Genomic DNA, 24,958 nt, shown 5'->3' with positions numbered 1-24,958 from the left:
TTACACCGAGCGGAGCGGCTTGGCCGGGCGGGCGTTCTCGGCGACGCGTTCGATCGCGTTGGCGAGCGCTTCGACGGTGCGGACCGCCACAACGCCGCCGAGGTTCATGGGGTCGCGCAGGCTGCCAAGCGCCTGGGCCTCAAGCCGGGAAACCTCGACGCGGAGTTCCGCCGCGATGCTGGACAGGATGTCTGCGGTCACTGGTGCACCTCGTTGTTCGGCTCTCGAAGTGCGCAGGGGTTGAGCCCGCGGCTTTCACAGGCCGGTTCGATCGTTGGGTCGACATTAGGACCGAAGCCGAAGGCTGTTCAAGCGAGGCTGCTGCGTTCCGCAACACTTCGCCGAACAGAATGCTTGGCGGTTGTGCGCCAGATGCTACGCTTCAGCACTAAAGCCGGCATGTCGGCCGGCTCGTGCAGATCCGGAGCGTGGCCATGACGTCGCGGGAACAGATCGTCGAGAGTATTCGGGACCTTTATGCCGCCCGGGCGCGGGGCGACGTTGACGCCTGCATGGAAAAATTCTCGTCGGACGCCTGTTTCGTGTGGGCTGGGTCGCCGCAGCATTGTCCGGTTGCTCACGAGGCGAATGGGGCCTCGGCCGTCAAGGCTGCCTTCAAAGGCATGTCGGACGCCTACGAGGTGTTGTCCTACGAGCATCGCGACTTCATCGTCGAGGGGGAGCGCGCCGCGGTGCTGACAGACCTCACCATCCGGTTCACGCCCACGGGCGAAACGTTCTCGACGCAGTTCTACGACCTGTGGACGTTCCGAAACGGCGAGGTCGCGTCTTTTGTCCAGTTCGGCGATACGGCGCTGGCGGCCGGGCACGCCGCGCAGCTCGGGCTCCAGGGCGGCGCACCCTAGCGCCGGCGCCTGGATTCGTTCCGTTAGCCCACGGGCGCCACGGCGCGGGACGCGCGCAGGCGATCCTGCGCCATGCCGATCAGGGGCCAGAGCAGCAGCGCCACCGCGAGCGCTGTCATGCATGCGACGAGCGGGTTGGACCAAAAGATCGCCAGCGAGCCGCGCGACATGATCATGGATTGGCGGAAGGCGTCCTCGGCCTTGTCGCCCAGCACCATGGCGAGCACCAGCGGGGCGACCGGGTAATCGAGCTTCTTGAACACGTAGCCGACCACCCCGAAGCCCAGCGCCAGCCAAAGATCGAACATCGAGCTCGACACCGTGTAGGCGCCGATGAAGCAGACCACGACGATCACCGGGCCGATGATCGCGAAAGGGATGCGCAGGATGGCGGCGAAGAATGGCACGGTGGCGAGCACCAGCACGACCGCCACGACGTTGCCCAGATACATGCTGGCTACGAGGCCCCAGACGAAGTCTGGCTTCTCGATGAACAGCATGGGCCCGGGATTGAGTCCCCAGATCATCAACCCGCCCATCATCACGGCCGCGGTGGCCGAGCCCGGCACGCCGAGCGCCAGCATCGGCAGGATCGCGCTGGTGCCGGCGGCGTGGTCAGCCGTTTCGGGCGCGATCACGCCCTCGGGGCGGCCCTTGCCGAAGCCTTCCTTGTTGCGGGCGAAGCGCTTGGCGAGGCCATAGCTCATGAAGGAGGCGGCCGTCGGCCCGCCCGGCGTGATGCCCATCCAGCAGCCGATCAGGCTGGAGCGCAGCAGGGTCATCCAATAGCGCGGCATGCGCTGGATGGTGGCGAGCACGTCGCGCGGGCTCACCTTGGCGTGGATGCCATCGAAGCGCAGGCCTTCCTCCATGGTGAGGATGAGCTCGCCGATGCCAAACAGGCCAATCACGGCGACCAGGAAGCTGATGCCGCTCAGCAGCTCGTTGAAGCCGAAGGTGAGGCGCAGGCTGCCCGAGATGGTGTCCATGCCGACGGTCGCGAACGCGAAGCCAAGCATCATCGACACGATGGTCTTGAACGGCGACGTCCCGCCCAGGCCGACGAAGCTCGCGAAGGCGAGGAAGTACACGGCGAAATATTCGGGCGAGCTGAACCGCAGCGCAAACTTCGCCACCCAGGTGCTCAGGATGGTGATCAGCACCACGCCGGCGAGCGCGCCGAAGCCGGCCGACAGGAACGCGAGGCTGAGCGCCTCGGTCGCCCTGCCCTGCTTGGCCATCGGGTAGCCGTCGAACGTGGTGGCGACCGACGAGGGTTCGCCCGGAATGTTGAACAGGATCGACGTGGTGGAGCCGCCGAACAGCGCGCCCCAGTACATGCTGGTGAGCAGGATGATGGCCGAGACGGGGTCCATCGAGAAGGTGAGCGGCAGCAGCAGCGACACGCCGTTGGGCGCGCCGAGGCCGGGCAGCACGCCGACCAGGATGCCGAGCAGAACTCCCACCACCATCAGGGTGAGGTGGAAGCCCGTCGCGGCCACGCCGAAGCCGTGCATGAGCGAGATGAGGTTGTCCAAGGCGCCCTCCCGGCCGCGAACCGCGTTCAGTAGATGCCGAGGGCCGCTTCCAGCGGACCCTTGAGCAGCGGCACCTGAAACCAGCGCTCCAGCACCACGAAGAAGAAGAGCGCCACGCCGAGGCTGACGGCGAGCGCCGTCCACCAGCGGTAGCCGCCCTGAAACACCATGACGCCGAAGAGATACAGCGCGGCGCCGACATAGATGCCGAGCGTCACGGTGAGGACCACGAACGCCACGATGGGCAGGAAGAACGACGCGGCCTGCCGGGCCTGGAGGCGGTCCACGAAGACCGGGCCGGCCCCCGCCAGCGCGCCGCGCACCAGGTTCACCAGGCTGGCGGCCACGATGATGAGGCCGACATAGAACGGGAAGGCGCCCGGCTGCGGGCCGGAGCTATCCCAGCCCGTGCCGTATTCGCGCGAGCCGATCACCACGGTCGCGCCGATCGCGCCGGTGAACAGCGCCGCCACAGTCTCGGCGGCGCGGCGGCTCAGCAGCGCGCGCGGCTGGACGGTTTCGTCAGTGGAGCTCATGCCGGACCCTCAGCTGGGACGTGCTGCTCCCGGCGCGGTCGCCGGGAGCCGGATCGGGCGGTTACTTCACCACCCAGCCTTCCTTCTCGAAGACCTTGCGGTTCTTCTCTTCGTCGGATGCGATGAACGTCTTCAGCTCGGCGCCGCTCAGGAAGCGGTTCGTCTGCGAGGTCCGCTCGATGTATTCCTTCCACTCCGGCGTGTCCTTCACCTTGGCGAGGACGTCGGCGTAGAAGCTCACGGCGTCATCCGGCGCCTTGGGGGCGAGCCAGACCGTGCGGGGCATCTGGAACTGGTCGATGCCGACGCCCTGCTCCTTGCAGGTCGGGATGTCGCCCCAGCTCATGTCGCCCGCCACCTTGGGGCCGGCCGGCAGCCGCTGCGGGCTGAACACGCAGAGCGGCTTCACGAGCCCGGCCTTCCACTGGCCGATGTTCTCGTTGGGATTGTTGACGTTGGAGTCGATATGCGCGCCGGCGAGCTGCACGGCCGCCTCGCCGCCGCCCTTGAACGGGATGTAGATGAACTTGGTCCCGGTCGCGCCCTCGATCAGCTTGGTGAGCGTCTCGTCGGTGTCCTTGGACTGGCTGCCGCCCATCTTGAAGCCCTCGGGCTTGCTCTTGGCGGCGGCCAGATAGGTCTTGGCGTCCTTGAACTCGGCGTTCCCGTTCACCCATATCAGGAACTCGTCCATCGCCATGGCGGCCACGGGCGTGAGGTCGTCGGGCTTGAAGGCCAGCTTGGCGACGAGCGGCAGCAGGTATTCGTTGTTGGTGCCGAAGATCACCTTGTGGGGGTCGCCGGCCGCGCCCTTGCCGTAGACGAAGCCCTCGGCGCCGCTGCCGCCGCCCTTGTTGGTGACCACGATCGGCTGCTCAACCAGCTTGTGCTTGGCGATGATCGACTGGACGACGCGCGCGAAGGTGTCGGTGCCGCCGCCCGGGCCGGACGTGACCACGAATTCAACGGGCTTGCTGGGCTGCCAGGCGGCCTGGGCGATCGGCGCGGACGCCACGGATGCGGCGAAGGCCAGGGCCAGCGCGGTGATGCGTTTCATGGGCGATGTTCCTCCTTGAGGGTGCGTTTCGAGGTCTGGACGGCCGACGGTTGGTTCCGGCGGTCAGCGTCGTGGCGGCCGGGCTCGCGCCCGGCGCGCGGATCAGGCGGCGGCGCGAACGCGCGCCTCGCGGCCCATGCGGGCGGCGAGCAGGATCGCCTCGCGGGAGGCGCCGATATTGGCGACGCCCTGGCCGGCGATGTCGTAGGCAGTGCCGTGCGCGGGCGTGCAGACCGGGAACGGCAAGCCGCCCAGCGTGGTGACGCCGCGGTCGAAGCCCATGAGCTTCATCGCGATCTGGCCCTGGTCATGGTACATGGTCAGCACCGCGTCGAAAGCGCCGGCCTTGGCGCGCAGGAACACGGTGTCGGACGGGAACGGCCCCTCGCAGGCGATGCCCCGCGCTGCGGCCGCCTGCACGGCCGGCTCGATCACGTCGATTTCCTCGCGACCGAAATTGCCGCCGTCACCCGCATGCGGATTGAGACCGGCGACCGCGATGCGCGGGCGCGCGAAGCCGGCATCCCGCATCGAGCGGTCGGTCAGCGTCAGGCTGCGCTGGATGGCCTCGGCCGTGATGGCGGCGGCGACGCCCGAGAGCGGGATATGCGAGGTGACGCGGGCGTTCCAGAGATCGCCCAGAACGTTGAATTCGCTCGCCGGGCCGGAGCGGCCCAGCACGTCGTTGATGAAGCGGATCTCGTCGTCATAGCCCGCATAGGCGAGGCGCATCGCCTTCTTGTTGAAGGGCGTGAAGAACACCGCGTCGGCACGTCCGAAAGCGGCGAGCTGAAGGGCCTTGCGGAAATTGTTGGTCGCGAACTGCCCACCTGCCAGCGTGGCGGTCTGGGGCGTCACGTCCTCGAGCGCGAGGGTCTTGAGGTCCACGAACACGGAACGGCCCGGCTTGACGCCGTCGAGATCCGCTTCCGCGATCGTCTCGATGGCGGGATTGACGCCCGCCACGCGCGCGCCTTCGTCGAGGATGCGGCGGTCCCCGAAGACGATGAGGTCGGCCTCGGCGCGGATCTCGTCGAGCGCGAGGAGCTTGGCGGCCAGCTCGGGGCTGACGCCGGCGGGGTCGCCCATCGCGAACGCGATGACGGGTCGCTGGGTGGCGGATGCGCTCAAGGGTGACGTTCCTCCGTTCTTGCAACCACGCTAGCACCCGTTCGAGCTTACATCAAGAATGCTGTATGCAGCATACAGCGAGTTGTAGATCGCGGCTGTCGGGGCTAAGCTGTCGCGAACACATCGTGGGGGAGCCGCCATGGAGGACGCGCTGGAGATCGAGGCGGGACTGCCGCTGGACGATCATCGGCCCATCGTGCGGCACAACCTGCACGACGCGATCGTGGGCCGTATCCGGGACATGATCACCGAAGGCGTCCTGCCCGCAGGCTCGCGGGTGCACGAGGGCAATCTCGGGCGCGACCTCGGCGTGTCGCGCACGCCGCTCCGGGAAGCGCTGAAGTACCTCGCCAGCGAGGGGCTGATCGAGCTTTCGCCGGGGCGTGGAGCCATCGTGCGGAAGTTCTCGCCCAAGGACGTCCGCGACGCCCTGACGGTGCTCGGAGCCCTCGAGGCCCTGGCGGGCCGGCTCGCGTGCGAAGCCGCCACCGAGGCCGACATTCGCGAAATTCGGGCGATGCACGACCGGATGCTGGAGCTCTACGCAAGGCGCGACCGGCTGTCCTATTTCAAGCTCAACCAGGCCATTCATTCCGCCATGCTGCGGATCTCGCGCAACGACGCCCTGGCGGACGTGCATGGCGTGCTGCAGGCCCGCCTCAAGCGCATCCGCTATATCGGCAACGAAGGGCCGGACAAATGGGCCGGCGCGGTGGAAGACCATGAGGCGATGATGACCGCCCTGGAATCCCGAGACGGCGACGCGCTGGCCAACGCGCTGTCGCGCCACATGAAACGCACCTGGGAGCGCGTGAAAGACGCGCTCTGATCCCCCCGATGGAGCCTCACATGCCTGATACAAAGGCCGCCGCCGGCGCGCGCAGCCCCTTTGCGCTGGTGGGCGCCGGCGAGTTCGGCGCGACCCTCATCGCGCAGTCCCGCCGCATCCCGGACCTCGCCCTCACGGTGGTGTGCGACCGCGACATCCCGCGCGCCACAGCGGCGCTGAAGGCCGGCGGCTACGAGGCGGACGCGTTCCAGGTCGCGGGATCGCGCCGGGAAGCGCTGGCCGCCCTGCAGGCGGGCCGAGTCGTCCTGCTCGATGACAGCACGCTCCTGTCCGACCTGCCGCTCGAAGCCGTGGTGGAGGCCACCGGCGACCCGTTCGGGGCGGCCGCCGTGGCCGAGCAGGCGATCGGCTTCGGCTACCATGTCGCGATGGCCACCAAGGAGGCCGAGGTCGTGGTCGGGCCCGAGCTCGCCCGCATGGCCAAGGCGGCTGGCCTGGTGCACACGCTCGTGGAGGGCGACCAGCCGAGCCTCCTTTGCCAACTCGTCGCCCGCGCGCGGTCGCTGGGCTTCCCAGTCGTGGCGGCCGGCAAATCCACCGAGTCCGACTACGTGTTCGACCCCCGCGCCGGGACGGTGAGCGCCTGGGGCCGCGCGCAGGCCGCCCCGGCCGGGTACGAGGCGCTGTTCGCGCCCGCCGATCCCGCCGTCGCTCTGGCGAGGCGGATCATCCCCGGCCTCGCGACTGCGACCGTGCCCGACCACACCGAGATGACCATCGTGGCGAATCATTGCGGGCTGCGGCCCGACACCGCCGCGATGCACGGCCCGGTCGTCCGCACCGTGGAGCTGCCGCAGGTGTTCTGCCCGCAGGACGACGGCGGCATCCTCGGCCGCCCCGGCGTGGTGGACGTGTTCTCGTGCCTGCGCCGGCCCGACGAGCTCAGCTTCGCGGGCGGCGTGTTCGTGGTGGTGGAAGCCCCGGACCCGGCCACCGGGCGCCTGCTGGCTTCCAAGGGCATTCCCGGGAGCCGCTCGGGACGGCACCTGATGCTGCACAATCCCGTGCACCTCCTGGGTGCGGAAGTCGGCCTTTCGCTGCTGTCGGCGCTGCGCACCGGCCATGGCACCGGCGGCGAAAACCCTGTCCAGCGCTTCGACGTTGTGGCCCGCGCGCGCGCGGACCTGCCGGCCGGGCACGGCTTCGCGCTCGGCTGGCGGCACGTGCTACCGGACGTCGATCCGCTGATCGAGCCCGCTGCGGCCTCGGCCGACGCCACGCCGGTCCCCTACTACCTGTTGCCCGGCGCGGTGCTGCGCCACGCCGTTCCGGCCGGCCGCACCATCACGCATGGCGACATCGAGACCGACCGAAGCGGCGCGATGTGGCGGCTGCGCGCGGCGCTGGAGGAGCGGCTGCGGGCCGAGTAGCCCGGCCGCGCAACTTAGGCGCAGGATCCTCGTTCACCTCCCTGGACGGGAGGTTGCATGTACCAAGCCGTGCGCGCGCAGCGTGACCGGACGGGAGCCCGTCGTGGTTCCCCGGCCGGCGTACAACCGCCTGATCGGATGCTCCGCGTCTGCCTGCTCACGGACAGCGCCGACCCGTCCGGCGTCGGCGAGCATATGCTCGCGCTGGCGGAACGGCTCGGGCGCCATTGCCGCGTGAGTGTCGCGTCTCGCGAGACGCCGGGCGGCGACGCCATCCTGAGCCGCGCCGCCGCCATGGGCTGCCGCGTCCTGGCGCTCCGGTGGAGGGACGAGCCGCAGGCGATGCCGGAGCTCGTCCGCTTTCTGCGGGCCGAACGGATCGAGGTGTTCCACTGTCATGCGGGAATAGGCTGGGAAGGCTTGCCGGCGCCGTTCGCGGCCCGCGAGGCCGGCGTGCCGGTGGTGCTGCGGACCGAGCACCTGCCCTATCTGCTTACCGACCCAATTCAACAGGCCCGCCATGCCGAGATGCTGCCGCAGATCGACCGGCTCATCTGCGTGTCGCAAAGCTCGAGCGAGAGCTTCGGCCACGCCGGCGTCCCTGTCCGGCTGTTGCACGTCATCCCCAACGGCGTCGCCCCGCCCAGGCCGCGCCGATCGCGTGAGGACACGCGCCAACGGCTGGACCTCGATCCTGAAAGCCCCGTGCTGCTCACCGTGGGACGGTTCACCCCGCAAAAGGGCCATGCGGCCCTGCTCGCCGCCGCGCCCGCGATCTTGTCCGAGCGACCTGACGCCCGCTTCCTATGGGTCGGCGCGGGGCCGCTCGTGGACGACCTGCGGGGCGAGATCGACCGACGGGGCTTGTCCGACGCCATCCTGCTTCTCGGACGCCGCGACGACGTGCCGGACCTGATGGCCGGGGCCGACCTCCTCGTATCCCCGTCGCTGTTCGAAGGGCACCCGCTCGTGGTGCTGGAGGCGATGGCGGCCGGCCTTCCGATCGTCGCCACGGATGTCCCGGGGACCCGCGACGCCGTGGACCGCGCGACGGCGCTGCTCGTGCCCCCGGACGATCCGCCGGGTCTGGCGCGGGCCGCTCTGGCGGCGCTGGGCGACCGACGCGGCGCCGAGACGCGCGCCCGCGCGGCTCGCGATCACTGGGCCGAGCGATTCGACGCGGACCGAATGGCGGAAGACCATCTCGCCCTTTACTGGGCCACGCTCGCGGCCCAACGGCCACCCGCCTCCGCCCTACCCACTCAAGCCGTCACCCAGGAGTAAGAATGGCGAAGCTAAGCATCGGATTCATCGGCGCCGGCGGCATCGCGGGCCGCCACGTCGCCAACCTCCAGGGCTTCGACAACGTCGAGATTGTCGGCCTTGCGGATCCCGCCGCCGAGCGGGCCGCGGAGATGGCGAACCGGACCGGCGCACGCGCCTATGCGGACCACCGCGCCATGCTGGACTCCGAGCGGCTGGACGCCTGCTATGTCTGCCTGCCGCCCTTCGCGCACGGCGCTCCGGAGCGGGACCTGATCGACCGGCGCATTCCGTTCTTCGTCGAAAAGCCTCTATCCGCCGACGAGGCGACCGCCGAGGACATCGCCGCGCGGGTTGCGGAGGCCGGCCTCGTCACCGGCGTCGGCTACCACTGGCGCTACCTCGACATCGTGGAAGCCGCGCAGGAACGACTCGCGAAGACCCCCGCGCGGCTGGTGAGCGGCTATTGGCTGGATTCCACGCCGCCTCCGGCCTGGTGGTCCCGCCAAGATCAATCGGGCGGGCAGATGGTGGAGCAGACCACGCATATCTTTGATCTCGCGCGCCTCCTGGTCGGCCCGGTCGAGGAGGTCGTGGCGATGGGCGGCCGAACGCCGCGCGCGGACCATCCGGACTGCGACGTCGATGAAGCGTCCACGGCGGCGCTCCGCTTCGCCTCCGGGGCGGTCGGCTCGGTTGCGTCGACCTGCCTGCTGCGCTGGCCGCACCGGATCGGCCTTCACCTCTTTGGCGACGGCCTCGCGCTCGAACTCACCGAATTCGAGTTGATGGTGGACGTTGGCGCCGGACGGCCGGTCCGCGGCGCGCAGGGCGACCCGTTTGTGCGGGAAGACCGCGATTTCGTCGATGCGGTCACGGGACGGCCCAACCGCATCCGCACTCCCTACGCGGAGGCGCTGGAAACGCACCGGCTCGCCACCGCGGCGGCCCGCTCCGCGCGTGAACGCCGCCCGGTCGCGCCGCGCCAGGGACCGCCTGCAACGGGAATCGTATAATGGCCGAGACAAGAACTATTCGCTCCCTGGGCGTCGAGCAGCCCGGCCAGGCCGGTTTTTCCACCTACGAGGAACACGGCGTCCCGGACGGGCGATTCCACGTCGAGACTTTGTTCAGCGGCTTTTCGGCAGGCACCGAGCTCACGTTTCTGAAGGGCAGCAATCCATATCTCGGCGCGCGCTGGGAGCCGGACTACGGCGTCTTCGTAGACGGCGAGCCCTCGGCCGCCTACCCGGTCCAATTCCTCGGTTACATGGAGGTCGGCCGGGTCGTCGAAAGCCGGGCCGCCACGCCGCGGGCGGGCGATCTCGTCGCCATGGCGTATGGCCACAAATCAGGCCATTCGGCCGACGCCTTCGAGGAGTTCTACGCCGTGATGCCGGCGGGTCTGGACCCGCTGCTCGGCGTGTTCGTGGCCCAGATGGGCCCGATCTGCGCCAACGGCCTGCTGCACGCGGCCGCCGACGCGGTCGGGCCGGACGTTCGCAGCCTGCGAGACGGCGTCGAGGGCCGCCGCGTTCTCGTGATGGGCGCCGGCGTGGTCGGCATGCTCACGGCGCTTCTCGCGCGCCGCTGCGGTGCGGCCGCGGTGCTGATCGCCGAGCCCTCCCCGACCCGGCGCGCGCGGGCGGAAGCCCTCGGCTTCGAGACGCTGGACGAGCCGGACGCGTGGATCGAGGCCAAGGACCGCTGGCGCAGCGGACCGGCCGAGCGCGGGGCGGACGTGGTGTTCCAGTGCCGGGCCTCCGCGCAGGCGCTGCACATCGCCCTGAAGGCGCTGCGCCCGCAGGGAACCGTGATCGACCTCGCCTTCTACCAAGGCGGCGCGGACGCGCTGCGGCTCGGCGAGGAATTTCACCACAACGGGCTCGCGATCCGCTGCGCGCAGATCGGGCGCGTGCCGCGCGGGTGTGGATTTGCGTGGGGCCGCTCAAGGCTGGCCGCCGAAACGCTGGCGCTTCTCGCCGAGGAAGGCGACGCCATCCGCCGGCATCTCGTGTCGCACGTCGTGCCGATCGACGACGCGCCGGCGTTCCTGGACACGCTCCTGCGCGACCGGCCCGACTTCCTGCAGGTGGTGTTCGACTACGGGGCGAGCCGCGCGTGAGCGGGCCTGCCGACGATCCGCCGCTGCGCATCCTGTTCGTGTTCGCCTGGATCGTCGTGGGCGGCGAGGAGACGGAGGTCAGACACCTCGCCCGCGGGCTCGACCCCCGGCATTTCCGGCTCGACGTCGTCGCGTGCTTCCGGCGCCAGGGCATGCCGGACCAGAGCGTCGCGCAGTTGCGCGCGCTCGGCGTGGACGTGGACGAGACGCCCTATTCGCTCTCGTTCGACGACACCGTCGCGTATCTGGCGCGCAAGATGGCGGACTACGACGTGGTGGTAGCTTGCCAGGCCGTGCAGGACGTCTATCCGGCCCTGCGGCTGATGGAGCGCCCGCCGCCGCTGATCGAGCATGGCGGACTGGTGTCGGAAGCGCTTGCCGGCCCCAAGGACCTCACGGCCCGCTATGTTGGAGTCTGCGCCACAATCCGGGACGCAGCCGCGCAGCGCATGCCCGGCCGCGAGCGCCACGCTCTCGAAATTCCCAGCATGGTCGACCTGAACGAAGTTCCGGCCGACGCGCGCGAGGCCGCCCGGACCGAGATGGGCGCTGGTCAGGATGACATTCTGATCGGCTGGGTCGGGCGGCTCGACCGCAAGAAACGGGTCGAGGATTTCGTGCGCGCCGCCGCGATCGTAGCCGGGCGGGAGGCGCGCACCCGTTTCGTCGTGATCGGCGGGCCGGACGCGTTCATGCCGGAGTATGCGGCCGAGCTCAAAGCCGAGGCGGCGTCGCTCGGCCTTCAGGAACGGCTCCATTTCTTGGGCGACCGGCCGGACGTGCCCCGGCTGCTCACCGGGCTCGACATCTTCGTCTGGCTGGCGCGCGGCGAAGGTATGCCGCACGTGATCGCGGAGGCGGGCGTCGCCGGCCTGCCTGTAGTGGCGACGCCGGACAACGGCGTGCTGGAGCAGATCGAGCCCGGCGTGAGCGGCCTCTTCGTTCCCCACGAAGATCCGGAGGCCGCCGCCTGGGCGATCCGCCGGCTGATTGAGGATCCCGCCCTGGGACGGGACCTCGGAAGAGCTCTGCGCCGTAAGGTCGAGACCGCTTACTCCACGGCGGCGCTGATCCCGCGCTGGGAGGCGCTGCTGCGCGAGGTCGCGGCCGAGCGGCTTTGAGACTTTAAACCGAACGCATCAAGCCGCCGTCCACCTTAAGGCTCTGGCCGGTGATGTAGGCGGCCCCGGGCGACGCCAGGAACGCCACCGTGGCGGCGATCTCCTCGCTGGTGCCGTAGCGGCCCATCGGCACGCCCTGCCGGCGCTCCTCGACCTGCGGGAGGCTGTCGATCCAGCCCGGCAGAACGTTGTTCATGCGAATGTTCTTGGGGGCGTACTGGTCGGCGAAGAGCTTGGTGAACGAGGCCAACCCGGCGCGAAACACCGCGGAGGTCGGGAACATGGGGCTCGGCTCGAACACCCACGCGGTCGAGATGTTGATGATGGCGCCGCCGCCCTGCCGCTCCATCACGGGCGTGACGAGGCGGGCGGCCCGGACGACATTCAGGAAGTAGACCTCCATGCCGCGATGCCAATCATCGTCGCTGATCTCCAGCAGCGGCGCGCGTGGGCCGTGACCGGCGCTGTTGACCAGCACGTCGACGCGGCCCCAGCGCTCCACCGTGAGGTCGACCAGCCGCTTGAGATCGTCCGTGGACTGGTTTGAGCCGGTGACGCCGACGCCGCCAAGCTCCGCCGCGAGCGCCTCGCCCTTGCCGGAGGAGGACAGGACCGCGAGCTTGTAGCCATCGGCCGCGAGCTTGCGCGCCGCGGCCGCGCCCATGCCGCTGCCGCCCGCCGTCACGATCGCGACCTTGCCGCCGTTGCCGTTGCCCTGCGTGTCCATGCTCGTTCTCCCGACCGGCTTTGCCGCACTGAGCGGCGTCTCGGCGGTCATTCCATGGGGCGCGGTCCGCCGCAAGGATTCAGCATAACAACAAAGCTCGAGCTTCAGCGCTAGATCTGTGAGCTGCGCCACAGACGAGAGGGGGTCGCGCATGGATCATGCGGGTATTTGACCATGTGAAACCTCGGCGCATGGTGGGGGACGCGCCGCATACGCCGCCATGGCTAGACGGGCCCGGGAAGCTGTCGGATAAGCGGCGGCGAGGAGACGCCGCACGCATGGCCGCCAGCACCAAAGCACGAACGCCGGCCGCCCGGCCGAGCCAGGACACGGCGGTGTCCCGCTCGGCGGCGGTGTATCGCGCGTTGAAGCGCGCCATCATCGAGCAGGCGCTGCAGCCCGGCGCGAAGCTGCCGGAGGATTCCATCGGCGAGCGCCTCGGCGTGAGCCGCACGCTCGTGCGGGAGGCTCTGCTGCGGTTGAGCGGCGAAGGCCTGGTGGAATTGCGTCCCAATCGCGGGGCGTGCGTGGCGCAGCCGAGCCTGGAAGACGGGCGCGACATCTTCGCGGTGCGGAGCGCGCTGGAAAAGCTCGTCATGGAGGCGCTGGCGGGCCGGCTCACGGCCGAGCAGCGCCACACCATCGAGGCGCATGTGGCGGCCGAGGAAAAGGCCAGCGGGCGTGACGCCGCCATGTCGATCCGACTGGCGGGCGAATTCCACACCATGCTGGCCGAGATGACCGGCAACGTGCTGCTGGCGCGCTATGTCAACGAGGTGGTGTCGCGCTGCTCGCTGATCCTGGCGCTCTACGGCCGGCCGCACTCCTCCGAATGCGGCGTCTCGGAGCATCGCGCCGTGCTGGCCGCCCTGCTGGCCGGCGACGCCGCCAAAGCCGCCTCGCTGATGGCCGGCCACCTCCACGCCATCACGGACCGCGCGCTCTTGGCCCGCAACGACGCCGACCCACGCGATATCCTGGCCAACTACGCGCGCGAGGAAGGGCTTTAGGCCCGTTGGCCGTAAGGACCGGCCAAACTGCCCTGCCGTCATTGCGAGCCGAAGGCGAAGCAATCCAGCCTAATGGCCGGGCTTCTAGGCTGGATTGCTTCGCTGCGCTCGCAATGACGGGAGTGTGGCCTAAAACGGGTCAGACACCGCCCGACAGTTCGTCGACCAGCGCGCCATCGCGCGCCACGACGCGGCCGTGGCTCATCACCAGCTTGCGCACCGGCGGGGCCGCCACGGCTTCGGCGACGGTCTCGACGTCCACGAGCACGCAATCGGCCCGGCACCCGACGCTCAGGCCGTAGGCGTCGAGGCCAATCGCCTTTGCGCCGAGGGTCGTGCAGGTTTCGAGCGCCAATTCCAGATCCTCGTCGCGCCCAAAGCCATTGCGCTGGCCGATCATGGTGGCGCGCATCAGCATGTCGCCCGTGCCGTAGGGCTCCCAGGTTCCGCGCGGCCCGTCCGAGCCGCCGCAGATCACGACGCCGGCCTCGTGCAGCTTCTTCACGGCGGGCGCGGGGCGGCCGGGCGGGCCGGCGGTCATGACGGCGATGCGCAGCTCCGCCAGTTGGGCGATCAGCGCGTCAGCGGCCGTAGCCTCCATCCCGAGGCAATAGGCGTGGCTCACCAGCACGCGGCTCTGCAGGCCGAGCGCCCGGGTGCGCTCGATGATGAGCTCCAGCGTGAAGGCGCCGAGCTCGCCAGGTTCGTGCAGATGAATGTCGAGCGGTTTGGCATGCTTTTCCGCCAGCCCGAATATGGCGTCCAGATGCGCGACCGGGTCGCGGTCGATAGAGGCCGGATCGATGCCGCCGACCACGTCGGCGCCCAGGCGCAGGGACTCCTCCATGAGCTCCAGCGTGCCGGGGCGGATCAGCATGCCGCTTTGCGGGAAGGCGACGATCTGGATGTCAACGAGCCCGGCCAGCGCCTCGCGGGTTCCCAGCACGCCCTCGATGTTGGCGACGCCGATCTCGGTGTCGACATCCACGTGCGAGCGGATCGCCGTGACGCCGAGCGCCAGCGTCTGGCGCGCCTGCCGCTCGGATTGGCGGCGAGGGTCGATGCCGAGCCGCTTCTTTTCGCGCCGGTCGGCCTCGATGCGGTCGATGCGTCGCGGGCCGATCTCGTTGCGGTACCACGGCATGCCGATGAGGTTCTTGTCGAGATGCGTGTGCGCCTCGACGAGGCCGGGCAGCATCAGCAACCCGCCGCCGTCCACCAAAGCGGCGTTGGCCGGCGCGGGGCCTTCGGCAAAGCGGCCGTCGCGGATCAGGATGTCGGCGGCGGGGCCGCCCATCGGGCGGACGTTGCGTAAAATGGTGGAAGTCACAGGCGTGCGCCTCCGTGCGGGGTTGCGGCGGCGAGCGCCTCGTAGGGTTGGCCGAGCCCGGCGCGCGGCAGCATGGCCGCGTACGCCCTGGCGGCGTCGTCCAGCACGACATCGGGGTCGACGCTGAGCACCCGGCGACCGCGCATCAGGACGCGACCGGCGACCAGCACGGTGTCGACGTCGGCGCCCGTGGCGAAGCGCGCGAGGCGCTCCACCGGGGCGGCGGGCGGCCAAAGATGCGGCTTGCGCCAGTCCACCACCATGAGGTCGGCGCGCTTGCCGGGCTCCAGCGAGCCGATCTCGCGCTCCAGCCGCAGCGCGCGGGCGCCCCCGATGGTGGCCATTTCGAGCAGGGTCCACGGCGGCAGCACGCTGTCATCCGCGAAATGGCGGGCGTGATAGCGATGCGCCTGGAACATGTGGCGGAACATGTCGAAGGAGCGATCCGGCGCCGGGGCGTCGCTGCCGAGCCCGACGCGGACACCCGCCGCCATCAGCTCGGGCGCGGGGCAGCGGCCGAACACGGACATGAGCGCAGATGGATTATGCGCCACTGCGGCGCCAGAGCGCTGCAGCGCTGCAATGTCGTCTGGCGTTAGGTCGATGCAGTGCGCGAACAGAGCATCCGGCCCGCCGAGGCCGACGCGGGCGTCCGTGGCCGCAAGCGAGCCGTCCCGGTGGCCATCCTGGACAAGGAGGACGCCGTGCTCCCGCGCAACACGCTGGGCCGCGCGGGAGAGGGCCGCGGCGCCGTCCTCGCCCTCCGGGGAGAGGTCGACGGCGGTGAACACCGGCAACGACACCGCAAGCTGCCGCAAACCGCCGCCGGGGACGGACCGCAGCAGCGCGTTGGTTACTTCAAGCTGGCGGCCGGGATCGGTCCGCCTTTCGCGCAGCGCTCCGCCGGTCCAGTCGCCATACAGGCGGGGGCCGTCCGGCCGGTTCGGGCCCACGGCGAGCACTTCGGCCACGCCCACCGATGCGATGCCGTCGAGATGGGCGTTCGCGGCGTCGGGCGAGGCCGTCATCATCACGTCGGGCCCGCCGCCCATCAACAGGCAGGCGGTGGTGACTCCACACATCAGCCGTTCCAGGGCGGACAGGCGGGCCTCCGCGCGCCAGAAGTCGAGGTCGGTCGCTCCCGCGTAGACGCGGCCCGCGTTCCCCATCCAGTCCGATGCGGAGGCTCCAAGGCTCTTGGTGAGCGCGTGGCCCGCATGGGCGTGCGTATCGACGAAGCCGGGCAGGACGACGCCCCCGGCTGCGTCCAGCCGCTGGAGGCCGGGGCGGTTGGGAGCGGGCCCTGGACCAACGGCGACGATGCGGTCGTGCTCGATCAGAACGTGCCCGCCATCGATCGTCTGGCGGTCGGGCGTCATCGGGATCACGATCCCGTTCTCAATCGCGACCCACCCCATTCGTCTATCCCTCGCGCTTCTCGGAAGCACTCAGTGTCGACTGTTATCGTATACAAAATCAAGCACGAGTATCGGATCTCACTTGAGCGCAAGCGAGGTCTTTGCTGTGATCCGGCGGCATCCGCCTATGCGGCGAGCGGCATGCTGCAGCTTTCAGCAGCGTATGGCGCAAATTCGCGCAACCAGATTGTATGCGATCCCGAGTTGTGGTTGTATGCTATTCAAACAAAGCAAACCGAGGGATGGCGATGAAGCGGAGTGTGCTGGCGGCCGTAGCGGCCTTGTCCCTGTTGGCGGCGGCTCCGGCCAACGCCCAAACCCTGAAATGGGCCGCGCCCGGCGACGCCGTGTCGTTTGATCCCAATGCGCAGCTCGACAGCTTCACGCAGAATATCCAGTCAATGGTCTACGACACGCTGGTCCGACGCAACCGTCAGTTGCAGATCGAGCCCAGCCTCGCCACCTCGTGGGAGATCGTCGCGCCGGATCGCTGGCGGTTCAAGCTCCGCCAGGGCGTAAAATTCCATGACGGCCAGCCCTTCACGGCGGACGACGTGGTCGCCACCGTGATGCGTACGATCGACCCGGGCTCACGCAACAAGGGCAATCTCGCCACCGTGAAGACGGCCGAGAAGGTGGACGACCAGACGGTCGACTTCGTGCTGACCGGTCCCTACCCGCTTCTGCTCAATGATCTCACCGGCATCTTCGTGATGAGCAAGCCGTGGATGATCCAGCACGACTCCATAAAGCCCGGCAACACGTCCACGGGCGTCACCACCTTCGCGTCCACGCACGCCAACGGCACCGGCCCGTTCAAGCTGGAAAGCTACGAGCCCGACGCCCGCACGGTGATGAGTGCGAACGAGGGCTGGTGGGACAAGCCCGAGCACAACATCAAACGGCTGGAGTTCCGGCCCATCAAGTCGGACGCCACCCGGGTCGCCGCGCTGCTGTCGGGCGAGATCGACATGATCGCGGCCGTGCCGCTGCAGGACATCCCGCGCGTCTCGTCCACGGCCGGCGTGAAGGTGGTGGAGGATCCGTCGCTGCGGCTGATCTTCCTCGGCTTCAACTGGAAGCCTGAGTTGCAAGGCCAGCCGGGCGTCAAGAACCCGCTGCTGGACGTGAAGGTGCGGCAGGCCCTGTGGCAGTCGCTGGACATGGATACGCTGCAAAAGCGCATCATGCGCGGCAAGTCGCGCAATATCGCCACCATGGTGGCCCCGCCGGTGCCGGGCTATTCGGCCGAGGCCGACAAGCCGATCGGCTATGACCCCGCGGCGGCCAAGAAGCTGCTGGCCGACGCCGGCTACCCGAACGGCTTCAAGACAGGCCTCGCCTGCCCGAACGACCGCTACATTGCGGACGAGCAGCTGTGCCTCGCCATCGCGTCCATGTGGACCCGGGTCGGCGTCCAGGTGGATTTGAAGACCGAGAGCAAGGCCACCTACTTCCCGCGGCAGGATCGTGGCGAGACCGACATCTGGATGCTGGGCTGGGCCACCCTGCCTCCCATGGACGGTTTCAGCGTGCTGTCAGCCATTTTCGCCTCCCGCAAGGACGGGTTCGGCGGCGCCAACGCCAACGGCATGTCGATCCCGGCCATGGACGAACTCGCCAAAAAGGCGGCCGTGGAGCTCGACGAGCCCAAGCGCCGCGCCATGCTGGCCGAGAGCTTCAAGATCGCCCGCGACCAGGCGCTGTTCATTCCGCTGCATCTGCAGCCGCTGGCCTGGGCGATGAAGACCAATGTCGACATGCCGCAATTCGCCGACGAATACGTCCGCCCCTGGTTCGCCAAGGTGAACTGAGCAAAAAGCGCTATACGGCCCCGTCGCGCGTGGGGCCGGAGGTTTTGGAGGGAGTTCCCCCATGCTCGCAGCCCTCGCTTCCAGACTGGCCCAGGCGCTTCTGGTGATGCTCGCCGTCACCGCCATCGCGTTCGTGATGTTCCGCTATGTCGGCGACCCCGTCGCGATGATGAGCCGGGAGGACGCCTCGCCGGCCGAGAAGGCCGAGCTACGCAAGACGCTCGGCCTCGACCGGCCGGTTCTGGTGCAATATGGCGAGTTCGTCGGCCGGGTGGCGACCGGCGATCTCGGCGTCAGCTTCCGCAACCAGCGGCCTGTCGCAGATCTCCTCGGCGAGCGGCTGCCCGCGACGCTGGAGCTCGTGATCGTGGCCACGATCCTGTCCCTTTCGATCGGCGTACCGATTGGCGTGCTGTGCGCCCTGAACCCGGAGGGCAAGGCGGCACGGCTTGTCCAAACGGTGTCGCTGATCGGCATCTCGATGCCGACCTTCGTGACCGGGATCGCGCTGATCCTTGTGTTCGCCGTGATCTTGCGCTGGCTGCCGTCCTTTGGGCGCGGCGACGTCGTGCTGGTCGGCGGCTGGACGACAGGGTTTCTCACGAAGTCCGGCTGGGCGTCGCTGGTGCTGCCCTCGATCACCCTGGCGCTTTACCAGCTCACGCTGATCATGCGGCTGGTGCGGGCCGAGATGATCGACGTGCTGTCGTCGGACTACATCCGCTTCGCCCGGGCGCGTGGGCTGCCGGCGCGCTACATCAATTTCCACCTTGCGCTGCGCAACGCCCTGATGCCGGTCGTCACCGTCACGGGGCTGCAGATCGGCTCGCTGATCGCCTTCGCGATCGTGACCGAGACGGTGTTCCAGTGGCCCGGCATGGGGCTGCTGTTCATCCAGGCCGTGAGCTTCGCGGACGTGCCCGTGATGGCCGCCTACCTGCTGTTCGTCGGCTTCCTGTTCGTGGTCATCAACATGGCGGTGGACCTGATCTACACGATCATCGATCCTCGCCTGCGTACGAGGCGGGCATGAGCGCTCCCAGCATCGAAGCCGCCCCGGTTCTGGCCGAGGCGCCGGCTCCCGCGCCGCGCAAGCGCCGCCGGATGCGCATCCCCGCTTCGGTGATCGGCGGGGCTGTGGTGGTTCTCGTGATCGGGCTGGCGGCCGCGCTCGCGCCCTGGATCGCGCCGCACAATCCGCTGGACGTCGGCTCCTTCGACCTCCTGAACGCTGAAATGCCGCCGGCCTTCATGGCCGAGGGCGACAGCCGCTTCTGGCTCGGCACCGACAACCAGGGCCGCGACCTGTTCTCGGCCATGCTGTACGGCGCGCGCGTCTCCATCGCGATCGGCGGCGGGGCCGTGCTGGTCGCCGCCACCGTGGGGGTGATCCTCGGCCTCCTGGCCGGCTATCTCGGCGGCTGGGTGGATGCGCTAATCATGCGCGTCGGCGACGTGATCCTGAGCCTGCCGACCATCCTGCTCGCCCTGCTGGTCAGCGGCGTGGCGCGCGCGGTGTTTCCCGAAGCCGGCACCGCCCAATGGGCGCCCGTGATCTTGATCGGCGCCATCGCGATCCACGAATGGGTGCAGTACGCCCGCACGGTGCGGGCCGCCACGATGGTGGAGTCCTCCAAGGACTACGTCCGCGCCGCCCGCGTGATGGGGCTCCCGTCCATCCGCATCATGGCGCGCCACATCCTGCCTAACGTGCTCAGCCCCGTGATCGTGATCGCGACCATCAATCTGGCGGCGGCGGTGCTGACAGAGGCCACCCTCTCTTTCCTGGGCGTCGGCATGCCGCCGACATACCCGTCGCTCGGCACGCTGATCCGCATCGGAAACGAGTTCGTGTTCTCGGGCATCTGGTGGATCGCGACCTTCCCGGCGGCGTTGCTGGTGGTGCTGGTGCTGGGCGTCAACATCGTGGGCGATTGGCTGCGCGACTGGTTCAACCCGAAGCGGCAGGCCCGCTGATGAGCTCCCGCCCTCGTCCCACGGCCGGCGTGCCGGCCCTCGACATCCGCAACCTGACCGTCGAGTACGGCCAGCCGGGCGAGCCCCCGATGGCGGCCGTGCTGGATGCGTCGCTCACCATCATGCCGGGCGAGATCCACGCGCTGGTGGGCGAGTCCGGCGCGGGCAAGACCACGGTCGGCAACGCCCTGATGGGGCTGCTGCAGGCGCCGGGCCGGATCACGGCAGGCGGCATCACGATCGGCGGCAAGGCGGTAGACACCCGCACCGGCCGAACGGAGGGCATTACGCCGGGGCTCGACGTCGGGGCGATCTTCCAAGACCCTATGACCAGCCTCAATCCGCTATTCACGATCGAGAGCCAGCTCTGCGAGACCATGCGGCACCATCTCAAGCTCAGCCGCGCCGCCGCGCAGGCGCGGGCGCTGGAGCTGATGCGGGCGGTGGGCATTCCAGAGCCGGAGCGGCGGCTGAAATGCTATCCGCACCAGCTCTCCGGCGGACAGCGCCAACGCGTCGTGATCGCGGCGGCGTTGTCGTGCGATCCGCAGCTGATCGTCGCCGATGAGCCAACCACGGCGCTGGACGTTTCCGTGCAGGCGCAGATCCTGAAGCTGATCCGCGCGCTCGCTGACGAGCGCGGCGTCGGCGTGCTGCTGGTGACGCACAACATGGGCGTGGTCGCGCAGGTCGCCGACACGGTGACGATCATGCTCAAGGGCCGCGTGGTGGAGAGCGGGCCCGTCGCGCAGGTGCTCGGCGCGCCGCGCCATCCTTATGCGCGCTCGCTGATCGGCGCGGTGCCGCGCATCGATGTCCGCATGAACCGCCTGCAAGCGCCCTCGGAAGCGACGCCGGCCGCCGATGCGGCCCGCGAAATCGTGCGCAAGCAGATGACGGCTGACACGGCGGCCGCCGGCGGCGCACTGGAGGTCGAGAACCTCGTGGTGGAATATGGCGGCCGCTCCTGGCTTCCGGGCCGGAGCGCGAAGGCGTTCCGCGCCGTGGACGGCGTGTCGTTCACCGTGCAGCCGGGCGAGATCTTCGGGCTCGTCGGCGAGTCCGGCTGCGGCAAAACCACGGTGGCCAACGCCATCGCGGGGTTGGCGACGCCCAAGGACGGCGCCATCCGGCTGTCCGGCCGCGAGATCGGCGCGCGCGGCAAGCATGGCCGGGCGCTGCAGATGGTTTTCCAGGACCCTTACTCCGCGCTGAACCCGCGCTTGCGGGTGAGCACCGCGCTGTCCGAGCCGATCGCGTTCTACAAGCTCGCAGCCACCCGAGCAGAGGCGGCGGAGGACGCCGCCGTGCTGCTGGAAGCCGTCGGGCTGGACAGGAGCGCCGGCGAGCGCTTCCCCCACGCCTTCTCGGGCGGACAGCGCCAGCGCATCGCGATCGCGCGTGCGCTGGGACCGCGACCCCGGTTCATGGTGTGCGACGAGCCCACCTCCTCGCTCGACGTATCCGTTCAGGCCCAGATCCTGAACCTGCTGAAGGACCTGCGCGACCTCACAGGGTTGTCGATGCTGTTCATCAGCCACGACCTCGCGGTGGTGCGCCAGATGTGCGACCGCATCGCGGTGATGCAGGCCGGCAAGATCGTCGAGCTGGCGGACGCCGAGACGTTGTTCCGCGCACCCCAACACGCCTACACGCGCGAGCTCCTGTCGCTCGCGCCCTCCCTCGACAGCATCGCCCGCGCGCCTGCGCCGGCGCACGGAGCCTGACCGCATGGCCGATATCCTCATCACGGGCGGCGTCCTGATCCCGGTTGATCCCGAACGCCGGATCATCCACGACGGAGCCGTGGCGATCACGGGCGATAGCATCGTGGCGGTCGGTCCCACCGCGGAGGTGATGGCGGCGCACAAAGCCGACACGGTGATCGACGCTCGCGGCAAGGCGATCCTACCGGGCCTCATCGACGGCCACGCGCATGCGGGCCACGGCCTCATCAAGACCATGGGCGGAGGCCGCTCGGACCTCTGGTACAAAGCCTGCGAGGGCGCCTACACGGTCGGGTCGACCGAGGGTTTCTGGCATGCGGAGGCCCAGCTCGCAGCGCTGGAGCGCGTGCGCTTCGGCGTTACCGCGGGCGTGTCGCTGCTCGGCGGCGGCGATTCGGTGATGCGCACCGACGATCCCTCCTATGGCGAGGCGCATTGCGTAGGCGCGGCGGCGGTGGGCGGGCGCTCGGTCGTGGCGATCGGGCCGACACGGCCTCCTCATCCGCGCACCTATGCGCGGTGGGACGGCGACCGGCGGAAGGACTTCCCGGTCTCGTACGAGCGCCAGATGTCGACCTGCACGGACCTGATCGAGCGTTGTCACGGCGCAAACGAAGGCCGCACCCGCATCGCGCTGCTGACGCCGACGCTACGGACCGAGCATCGTGATGGAATGGCGCCGGACGATTATCGCGACGCCGTGCGCCAGACGCAGGAGGTCCACGCGCTCGCCAAGGCGCACGGGCTGGTGTTCACGCAGGACGGGCATGGCCGCGGCAGCATCGCGATGGCGCAGGAGATGGGCGTACTCGGGCCGGAGTCGCTGCTGTCCCACTCGACCGACCTGACGGAGGACGATTTCCGCGCATGCGTGGAAACGGACGCGCGCATCGCCCACAATCCCAGCGCCATCGCGTCCATTCTCGGGCGCTGTCCGGCGCCGGAGCTGATGGAGGCCGGCGTGCTGGTCTGCCTCGGTTCGGACGCCACTGCTCCGGACCGCTCAGCCGACATGTTCCGGCACATGCAGCAATGCATGCACTACCACCGGACGCAATTCGGCGATCCGAGCTGGCTGCCGCCCGGCAAGGTGCTGGAGATGTGCACGATCGACGCCGCGCGGGCTCTCGGCCTCGAGAACGAGATCGGCTCGCTCGAAGTCGGCAAGAAAGCCGACGTGATCCTGGTGGACCTGCGGCGGCCGCATCTCTACCCGGCCAACATGCCGGAGTTCCGGCTGACCTATTTCGCCAACGGCAACGACGTCCACACGGTGCTGGTGAACGGCAGGGTCGTGCTGCGGGACCGCAAGGCCACGCTGGTGGACGAGGACGCCGTTCTGGACGCCGCGCAAGCCGAAACCGAGCGGCTGGTGGAGCGGCTGGGCCTGCGCGATCTCCTGGCGACGCCGAAGCATTTCTGGCGCTCCGTGCGCGACCCCGACCAAGTTCGCGAGCACTGATCCATGGCGACGACCGAATTCGATTTCGCGGCGCTTTCGGGCCGGGATCGCTACAAGCTGCTGATCGGCGCCGTGGTGCCCCGGCCCATCGCCTGGGTGACCACGGTTGATAGCGACGGCGCCGTCAACGCCGCGCCGTTCAGCTTCTTCAACTGCCTGTCGGCGGACCCCGCCATCCTGGCCCTCGGCGTCGAGTATCGCCCCGACGCGCGCCAGAAAGACACGGGGCGCAACATCCGCGACACCCAGTGCTTTACGGTCAACATCGTATCGGGCGCGCTGCTGGACGCGATGAACGTCACTGCCGTGCCGTTCGAGCCAGGCCACGACGAACTGGCGCTCGCCGGGCTCACGGCCCGGCCGGGGGTCAAAGTCGCCTGCCCGTCCATCGCCGAGTCGCCAGCCTCGTTCGAGTGCCGGCACCACATAACCCTGTCGATCGGCAACTCGCGCGAAATCATCCTCGGGGAAGTGTTGTACGCGCACCTGCGCAGCGACATCGTCAACCAGCGGCTCCACGTCGACCCGCTGGCGCTGGACGCCATCGGGCGCATGGGCGGCCACGGCTACGCGACAACCCGCGACGGATTCGACCTGCCCACCATGAGCGCGGAGGACTGGGCGGAGCGCCAGGCGCGGTTGAGGCAGAAAACGCCGGCTGCGCTCTAGCCGGCAGCCGGCGCGAGCCAGTCAGTTTCGCGCCGCGCGCGCCGCGTAGAAGGGCTGGATCCGGGCGAAACTGCGCCAGAAGCCTTCGTGCTTGCGGTCTTCCAACGCGGCGACGAGCAGGTCGAGGTGGGTGTGCCAACCGGCCGAAACGCTGGTCGCCATACCGGGCTTCAGGACGCGGCTATGCGTGACCGTGAGGCGAACCTTGTCGCCTTCCTCGGCGAGATCGAAGCGGACATGCGAGGAGGCAGGTTCCTCGCCCCACGTGAAGGCGAGCATCGCGGGCGGTTCGCAGGCCAGCACCTTGCCGGTTAACGTCGAGGGTCCGCCATGGGCCGCGTATTCGGCCGGAGGCGGCTCGTCGTTCTCGGTCAGGGCGTTGTTGTGGAACTCAAGCTCCACCGCGCCTCCTTGCGCGAGATCGAATTGCCCTCCCGCCAGCCAGCGGCGGCGCAGATCCGGCTCGGTCAGGTAACGCCAGACGCGCTCGCGAGGGCCCGGCAGGACGCGCTCGATCCGGATCGCATCAGCGGCGATCGGCTGCGCATAGGCGTCGGCCGGCGTTTCATGCCTTCCCATCGTGATCTCCCTTGTGCTGGTCTTCGGCGTTGAGGATCGCCTCGAGGGCGTCCAGGCGTTCGGTCCAGAAGCGCTGGAAATGGCTGATCCATTCCTGCCCCGCATGCATGGGGGCGGCCTCCAGACGGCAGATATGGCTGCGCCCCTGCACGGTGCGACGGATCAGGCCGGCGTCTTCCAGCACGCGAATGTGCTTGGAAGCCGCCGCGAGCGACATCGGAAAGGGCTCGGCCAGATCGCCGACCGTCGCCTCGCCGGCGGTGAGCCGTCGCAACATCGCCCGCCGGGTCGTGTCGCTCAGTGCGTGAAAGACGGCGTCGAGCGCCGGGGCATTTCGTTCAACCATGTGGTTGAACATGCGCGAACCTGCGGGGACTGTCAACCGTTT

General features: G+C 69.2%; 23 protein-coding genes and 1 pseudogene. 14 read left to right on the top strand and 10 right to left on the bottom strand.

Annotated elements, in window-relative coordinates:
* Complete coding sequence (locus tag IEV99_RS03920; protein ID WP_188516396.1) at positions 1-201, bottom strand: hypothetical protein; 201 nt, start codon at positions 199-201, stop codon at positions 1-3.
* A gap of 233 nt (positions 202-434) precedes the next feature.
* Between IEV99_RS03920 and IEV99_RS03915 the strand changes: the two genes are divergently transcribed.
* Positions 435-866 (top strand): nuclear transport factor 2 family protein, encoded by a 432-nt coding sequence (locus IEV99_RS03915; protein WP_188516395.1) that lies wholly within the window; start codon positions 435-437, stop codon positions 864-866.
* Between the two features lie 23 nt (positions 867-889).
* Here the strand turns inward: IEV99_RS03915 and IEV99_RS03910 are convergent, their stop codons facing one another.
* The 4 genes from IEV99_RS03910 to IEV99_RS03895 form a co-directional block, all read right to left on the bottom strand.
* Positions 890-2,404 carry a tripartite tricarboxylate transporter permease gene (locus IEV99_RS03910; RefSeq protein ID WP_188516394.1) on the bottom strand — a complete coding sequence of 505 codons (1,515 nt, stop codon included), beginning with the start codon at positions 2,402-2,404 and terminating at the stop codon, positions 890-892.
* A 26-nt stretch (positions 2,405-2,430) separates the two neighbouring features.
* On the bottom strand, positions 2,431-2,940 hold the full coding sequence (locus IEV99_RS03905) for a tripartite tricarboxylate transporter TctB family protein (protein ID WP_188516393.1): 510 nt from the start codon (positions 2,938-2,940) through the stop codon (positions 2,431-2,433).
* A 61-nt stretch (positions 2,941-3,001) separates the two neighbouring features.
* Complete coding sequence (locus IEV99_RS03900; RefSeq protein WP_188516392.1) at positions 3,002-3,997, bottom strand: Bug family tripartite tricarboxylate transporter substrate binding protein; 996 nt, start codon at positions 3,995-3,997, stop codon at positions 3,002-3,004.
* 102 nt (positions 3,998-4,099) lie between these two features.
* Positions 4,100-5,086, bottom strand: coding sequence for a 4-hydroxythreonine-4-phosphate dehydrogenase PdxA (locus IEV99_RS03895; protein ID WP_188517641.1), 987 nt, complete (start codon positions 5,084-5,086; stop codon positions 4,100-4,102).
* A 181-nt stretch (positions 5,087-5,267) separates the two neighbouring features.
* Here IEV99_RS03895 and IEV99_RS03890 point away from each other — a divergent pair, with 181 nt between their 5' ends.
* The 6 genes and pseudogenes from IEV99_RS03890 to IEV99_RS03875 all read left to right on the top strand — a co-directional run.
* A complete protein-coding gene (locus IEV99_RS03890) occupies positions 5,268-5,957 on the top strand; it encodes a GntR family transcriptional regulator (protein WP_188516391.1) in 690 nt (229 codons plus the stop codon).
* A gap of 20 nt (positions 5,958-5,977) precedes the next feature.
* Positions 5,978-7,348 (top strand): hypothetical protein, encoded by a 1,371-nt coding sequence (locus IEV99_RS03885; RefSeq protein WP_188516390.1) that lies wholly within the window; start codon positions 5,978-5,980, stop codon positions 7,346-7,348.
* A gap of 138 nt (positions 7,349-7,486) precedes the next feature.
* The gene (locus tag IEV99_RS23710; protein ID WP_244643541.1) at positions 7,487-8,632 is read left to right on the top strand and encodes a glycosyltransferase family 4 protein; all 1,146 of its coding nucleotides are present in this window, start codon (positions 7,487-7,489) and stop codon (positions 8,630-8,632) included.
* A gap of 2 nt (positions 8,633-8,634) precedes the next feature.
* Positions 8,635-9,627, top strand: coding sequence for a Gfo/Idh/MocA family protein (locus tag IEV99_RS23705; RefSeq protein ID WP_244643539.1), 993 nt, complete (start codon positions 8,635-8,637; stop codon positions 9,625-9,627).
* Complete coding sequence (locus IEV99_RS23700; RefSeq protein WP_244643538.1) at positions 9,627-10,736, top strand: zinc-dependent alcohol dehydrogenase; 1,110 nt, start codon at positions 9,627-9,629, stop codon at positions 10,734-10,736. The genes IEV99_RS23705 and IEV99_RS23700 overlap by 1 nt, the downstream gene beginning before the upstream one ends.
* Positions 10,733-11,851, top strand: a pseudogene (locus IEV99_RS03875) (glycosyltransferase family 4 protein); the annotation flags it as partial. The gene IEV99_RS23700 and the pseudogene IEV99_RS03875, both read left to right, overlap by 4 nt.
* Before the next feature lie 10 nt (positions 11,852-11,861).
* On the opposite strand, the gene IEV99_RS03870 reads toward IEV99_RS03875, so the two are convergent.
* Positions 11,862-12,584, bottom strand: coding sequence for an SDR family oxidoreductase (locus IEV99_RS03870; protein WP_188516388.1), 723 nt, complete (start codon positions 12,582-12,584; stop codon positions 11,862-11,864).
* A gap of 278 nt (positions 12,585-12,862) precedes the next feature.
* On the opposite strand from IEV99_RS03870, the gene IEV99_RS03865 reads away from it, so the two are divergent.
* Positions 12,863-13,594 (top strand): GntR family transcriptional regulator, encoded by a 732-nt coding sequence (locus tag IEV99_RS03865; protein ID WP_188516387.1) that lies wholly within the window; start codon positions 12,863-12,865, stop codon positions 13,592-13,594.
* Between the two features lie 139 nt (positions 13,595-13,733).
* On the opposite strand, the gene IEV99_RS03860 is transcribed toward IEV99_RS03865, so the two are convergent.
* Entirely contained in the window at positions 13,734-14,924 is a 1,191-nt protein-coding gene (locus tag IEV99_RS03860; protein WP_188516386.1) for an amidohydrolase family protein, read from the bottom strand.
* On the bottom strand, positions 14,921-16,342 hold the full coding sequence (locus tag IEV99_RS03855) for an amidohydrolase family protein (protein ID WP_188516385.1): 1,422 nt from the start codon (positions 16,340-16,342) through the stop codon (positions 14,921-14,923). Before IEV99_RS03855 ends, IEV99_RS03860 begins: the two co-directional genes overlap by 4 nt.
* A 248-nt stretch (positions 16,343-16,590) precedes the next feature.
* On the opposite strand from IEV99_RS03855, the gene IEV99_RS03850 reads away from it, so the two are divergent.
* The 6 genes from IEV99_RS03850 (at position 16,591) to IEV99_RS03825 (ending at position 23,991) form a co-directional block, all read left to right on the top strand.
* A complete protein-coding gene (locus IEV99_RS03850) occupies positions 16,591-18,156 on the top strand; it encodes an ABC transporter substrate-binding protein (protein WP_188516384.1) in 1,566 nt (521 codons plus the stop codon).
* Positions 18,157-18,217: 61 nt separating this feature from the next.
* On the top strand, positions 18,218-19,189 hold the full coding sequence (locus tag IEV99_RS03845; RefSeq protein WP_188516383.1) for an ABC transporter permease: 972 nt from the start codon (positions 18,218-18,220) through the stop codon (positions 19,187-19,189).
* 71 nt (positions 19,190-19,260) lie between these two features.
* Positions 19,261-20,133: an ABC transporter permease gene (locus tag IEV99_RS03840; protein ID WP_210318645.1), complete on the top strand. Its 873-nt coding sequence runs from the start codon at positions 19,261-19,263 to the stop codon at positions 20,131-20,133.
* Complete coding sequence (locus IEV99_RS03835) at positions 20,133-21,860, top strand: dipeptide ABC transporter ATP-binding protein (protein WP_188516381.1); 1,728 nt, start codon at positions 20,133-20,135, stop codon at positions 21,858-21,860. Before IEV99_RS03840 ends, IEV99_RS03835 begins: the two co-directional genes overlap by 1 nt.
* A 4-nt stretch (positions 21,861-21,864) precedes the next feature.
* Positions 21,865-23,322: an amidohydrolase family protein gene (locus IEV99_RS03830; protein ID WP_188516380.1), complete on the top strand. Its 1,458-nt coding sequence runs from the start codon at positions 21,865-21,867 to the stop codon at positions 23,320-23,322.
* A gap of 3 nt (positions 23,323-23,325) precedes the next feature.
* Positions 23,326-23,991, top strand: coding sequence for a flavin reductase family protein (locus tag IEV99_RS03825; protein WP_188516379.1), 666 nt, complete (start codon positions 23,326-23,328; stop codon positions 23,989-23,991).
* Positions 23,992-24,012: 21 nt separating this feature from the next.
* Here IEV99_RS03825 and IEV99_RS03820 read toward each other — a convergent pair whose 3' ends face one another.
* Together IEV99_RS03820 and IEV99_RS03815 are read right to left on the bottom strand one after the other, a co-directional pair.
* On the bottom strand, positions 24,013-24,570 hold the full coding sequence (locus IEV99_RS03820) for an SRPBCC family protein (RefSeq protein WP_188516378.1): 558 nt from the start codon (positions 24,568-24,570) through the stop codon (positions 24,013-24,015).
* Positions 24,557-24,928: an ArsR/SmtB family transcription factor gene (locus tag IEV99_RS03815; RefSeq protein ID WP_244643535.1), complete on the bottom strand. Its 372-nt coding sequence runs from the start codon at positions 24,926-24,928 to the stop codon at positions 24,557-24,559. Before IEV99_RS03815 ends, IEV99_RS03820 begins: the two co-directional genes overlap by 14 nt.
* Positions 24,929-24,958: the final 30 nt, after the last annotated feature.

The organism is Alsobacter metallidurans (assembly GCF_014636935.1).
GTDB classification, from domain to species: Bacteria; Pseudomonadota; Alphaproteobacteria; order Rhizobiales; family Beijerinckiaceae; genus Alsobacter; species Alsobacter metallidurans.
The sequence above is the reverse complement of the archived record's forward strand: the minus strand, read 5'-3'. Positions and strand labels throughout refer to the sequence as shown.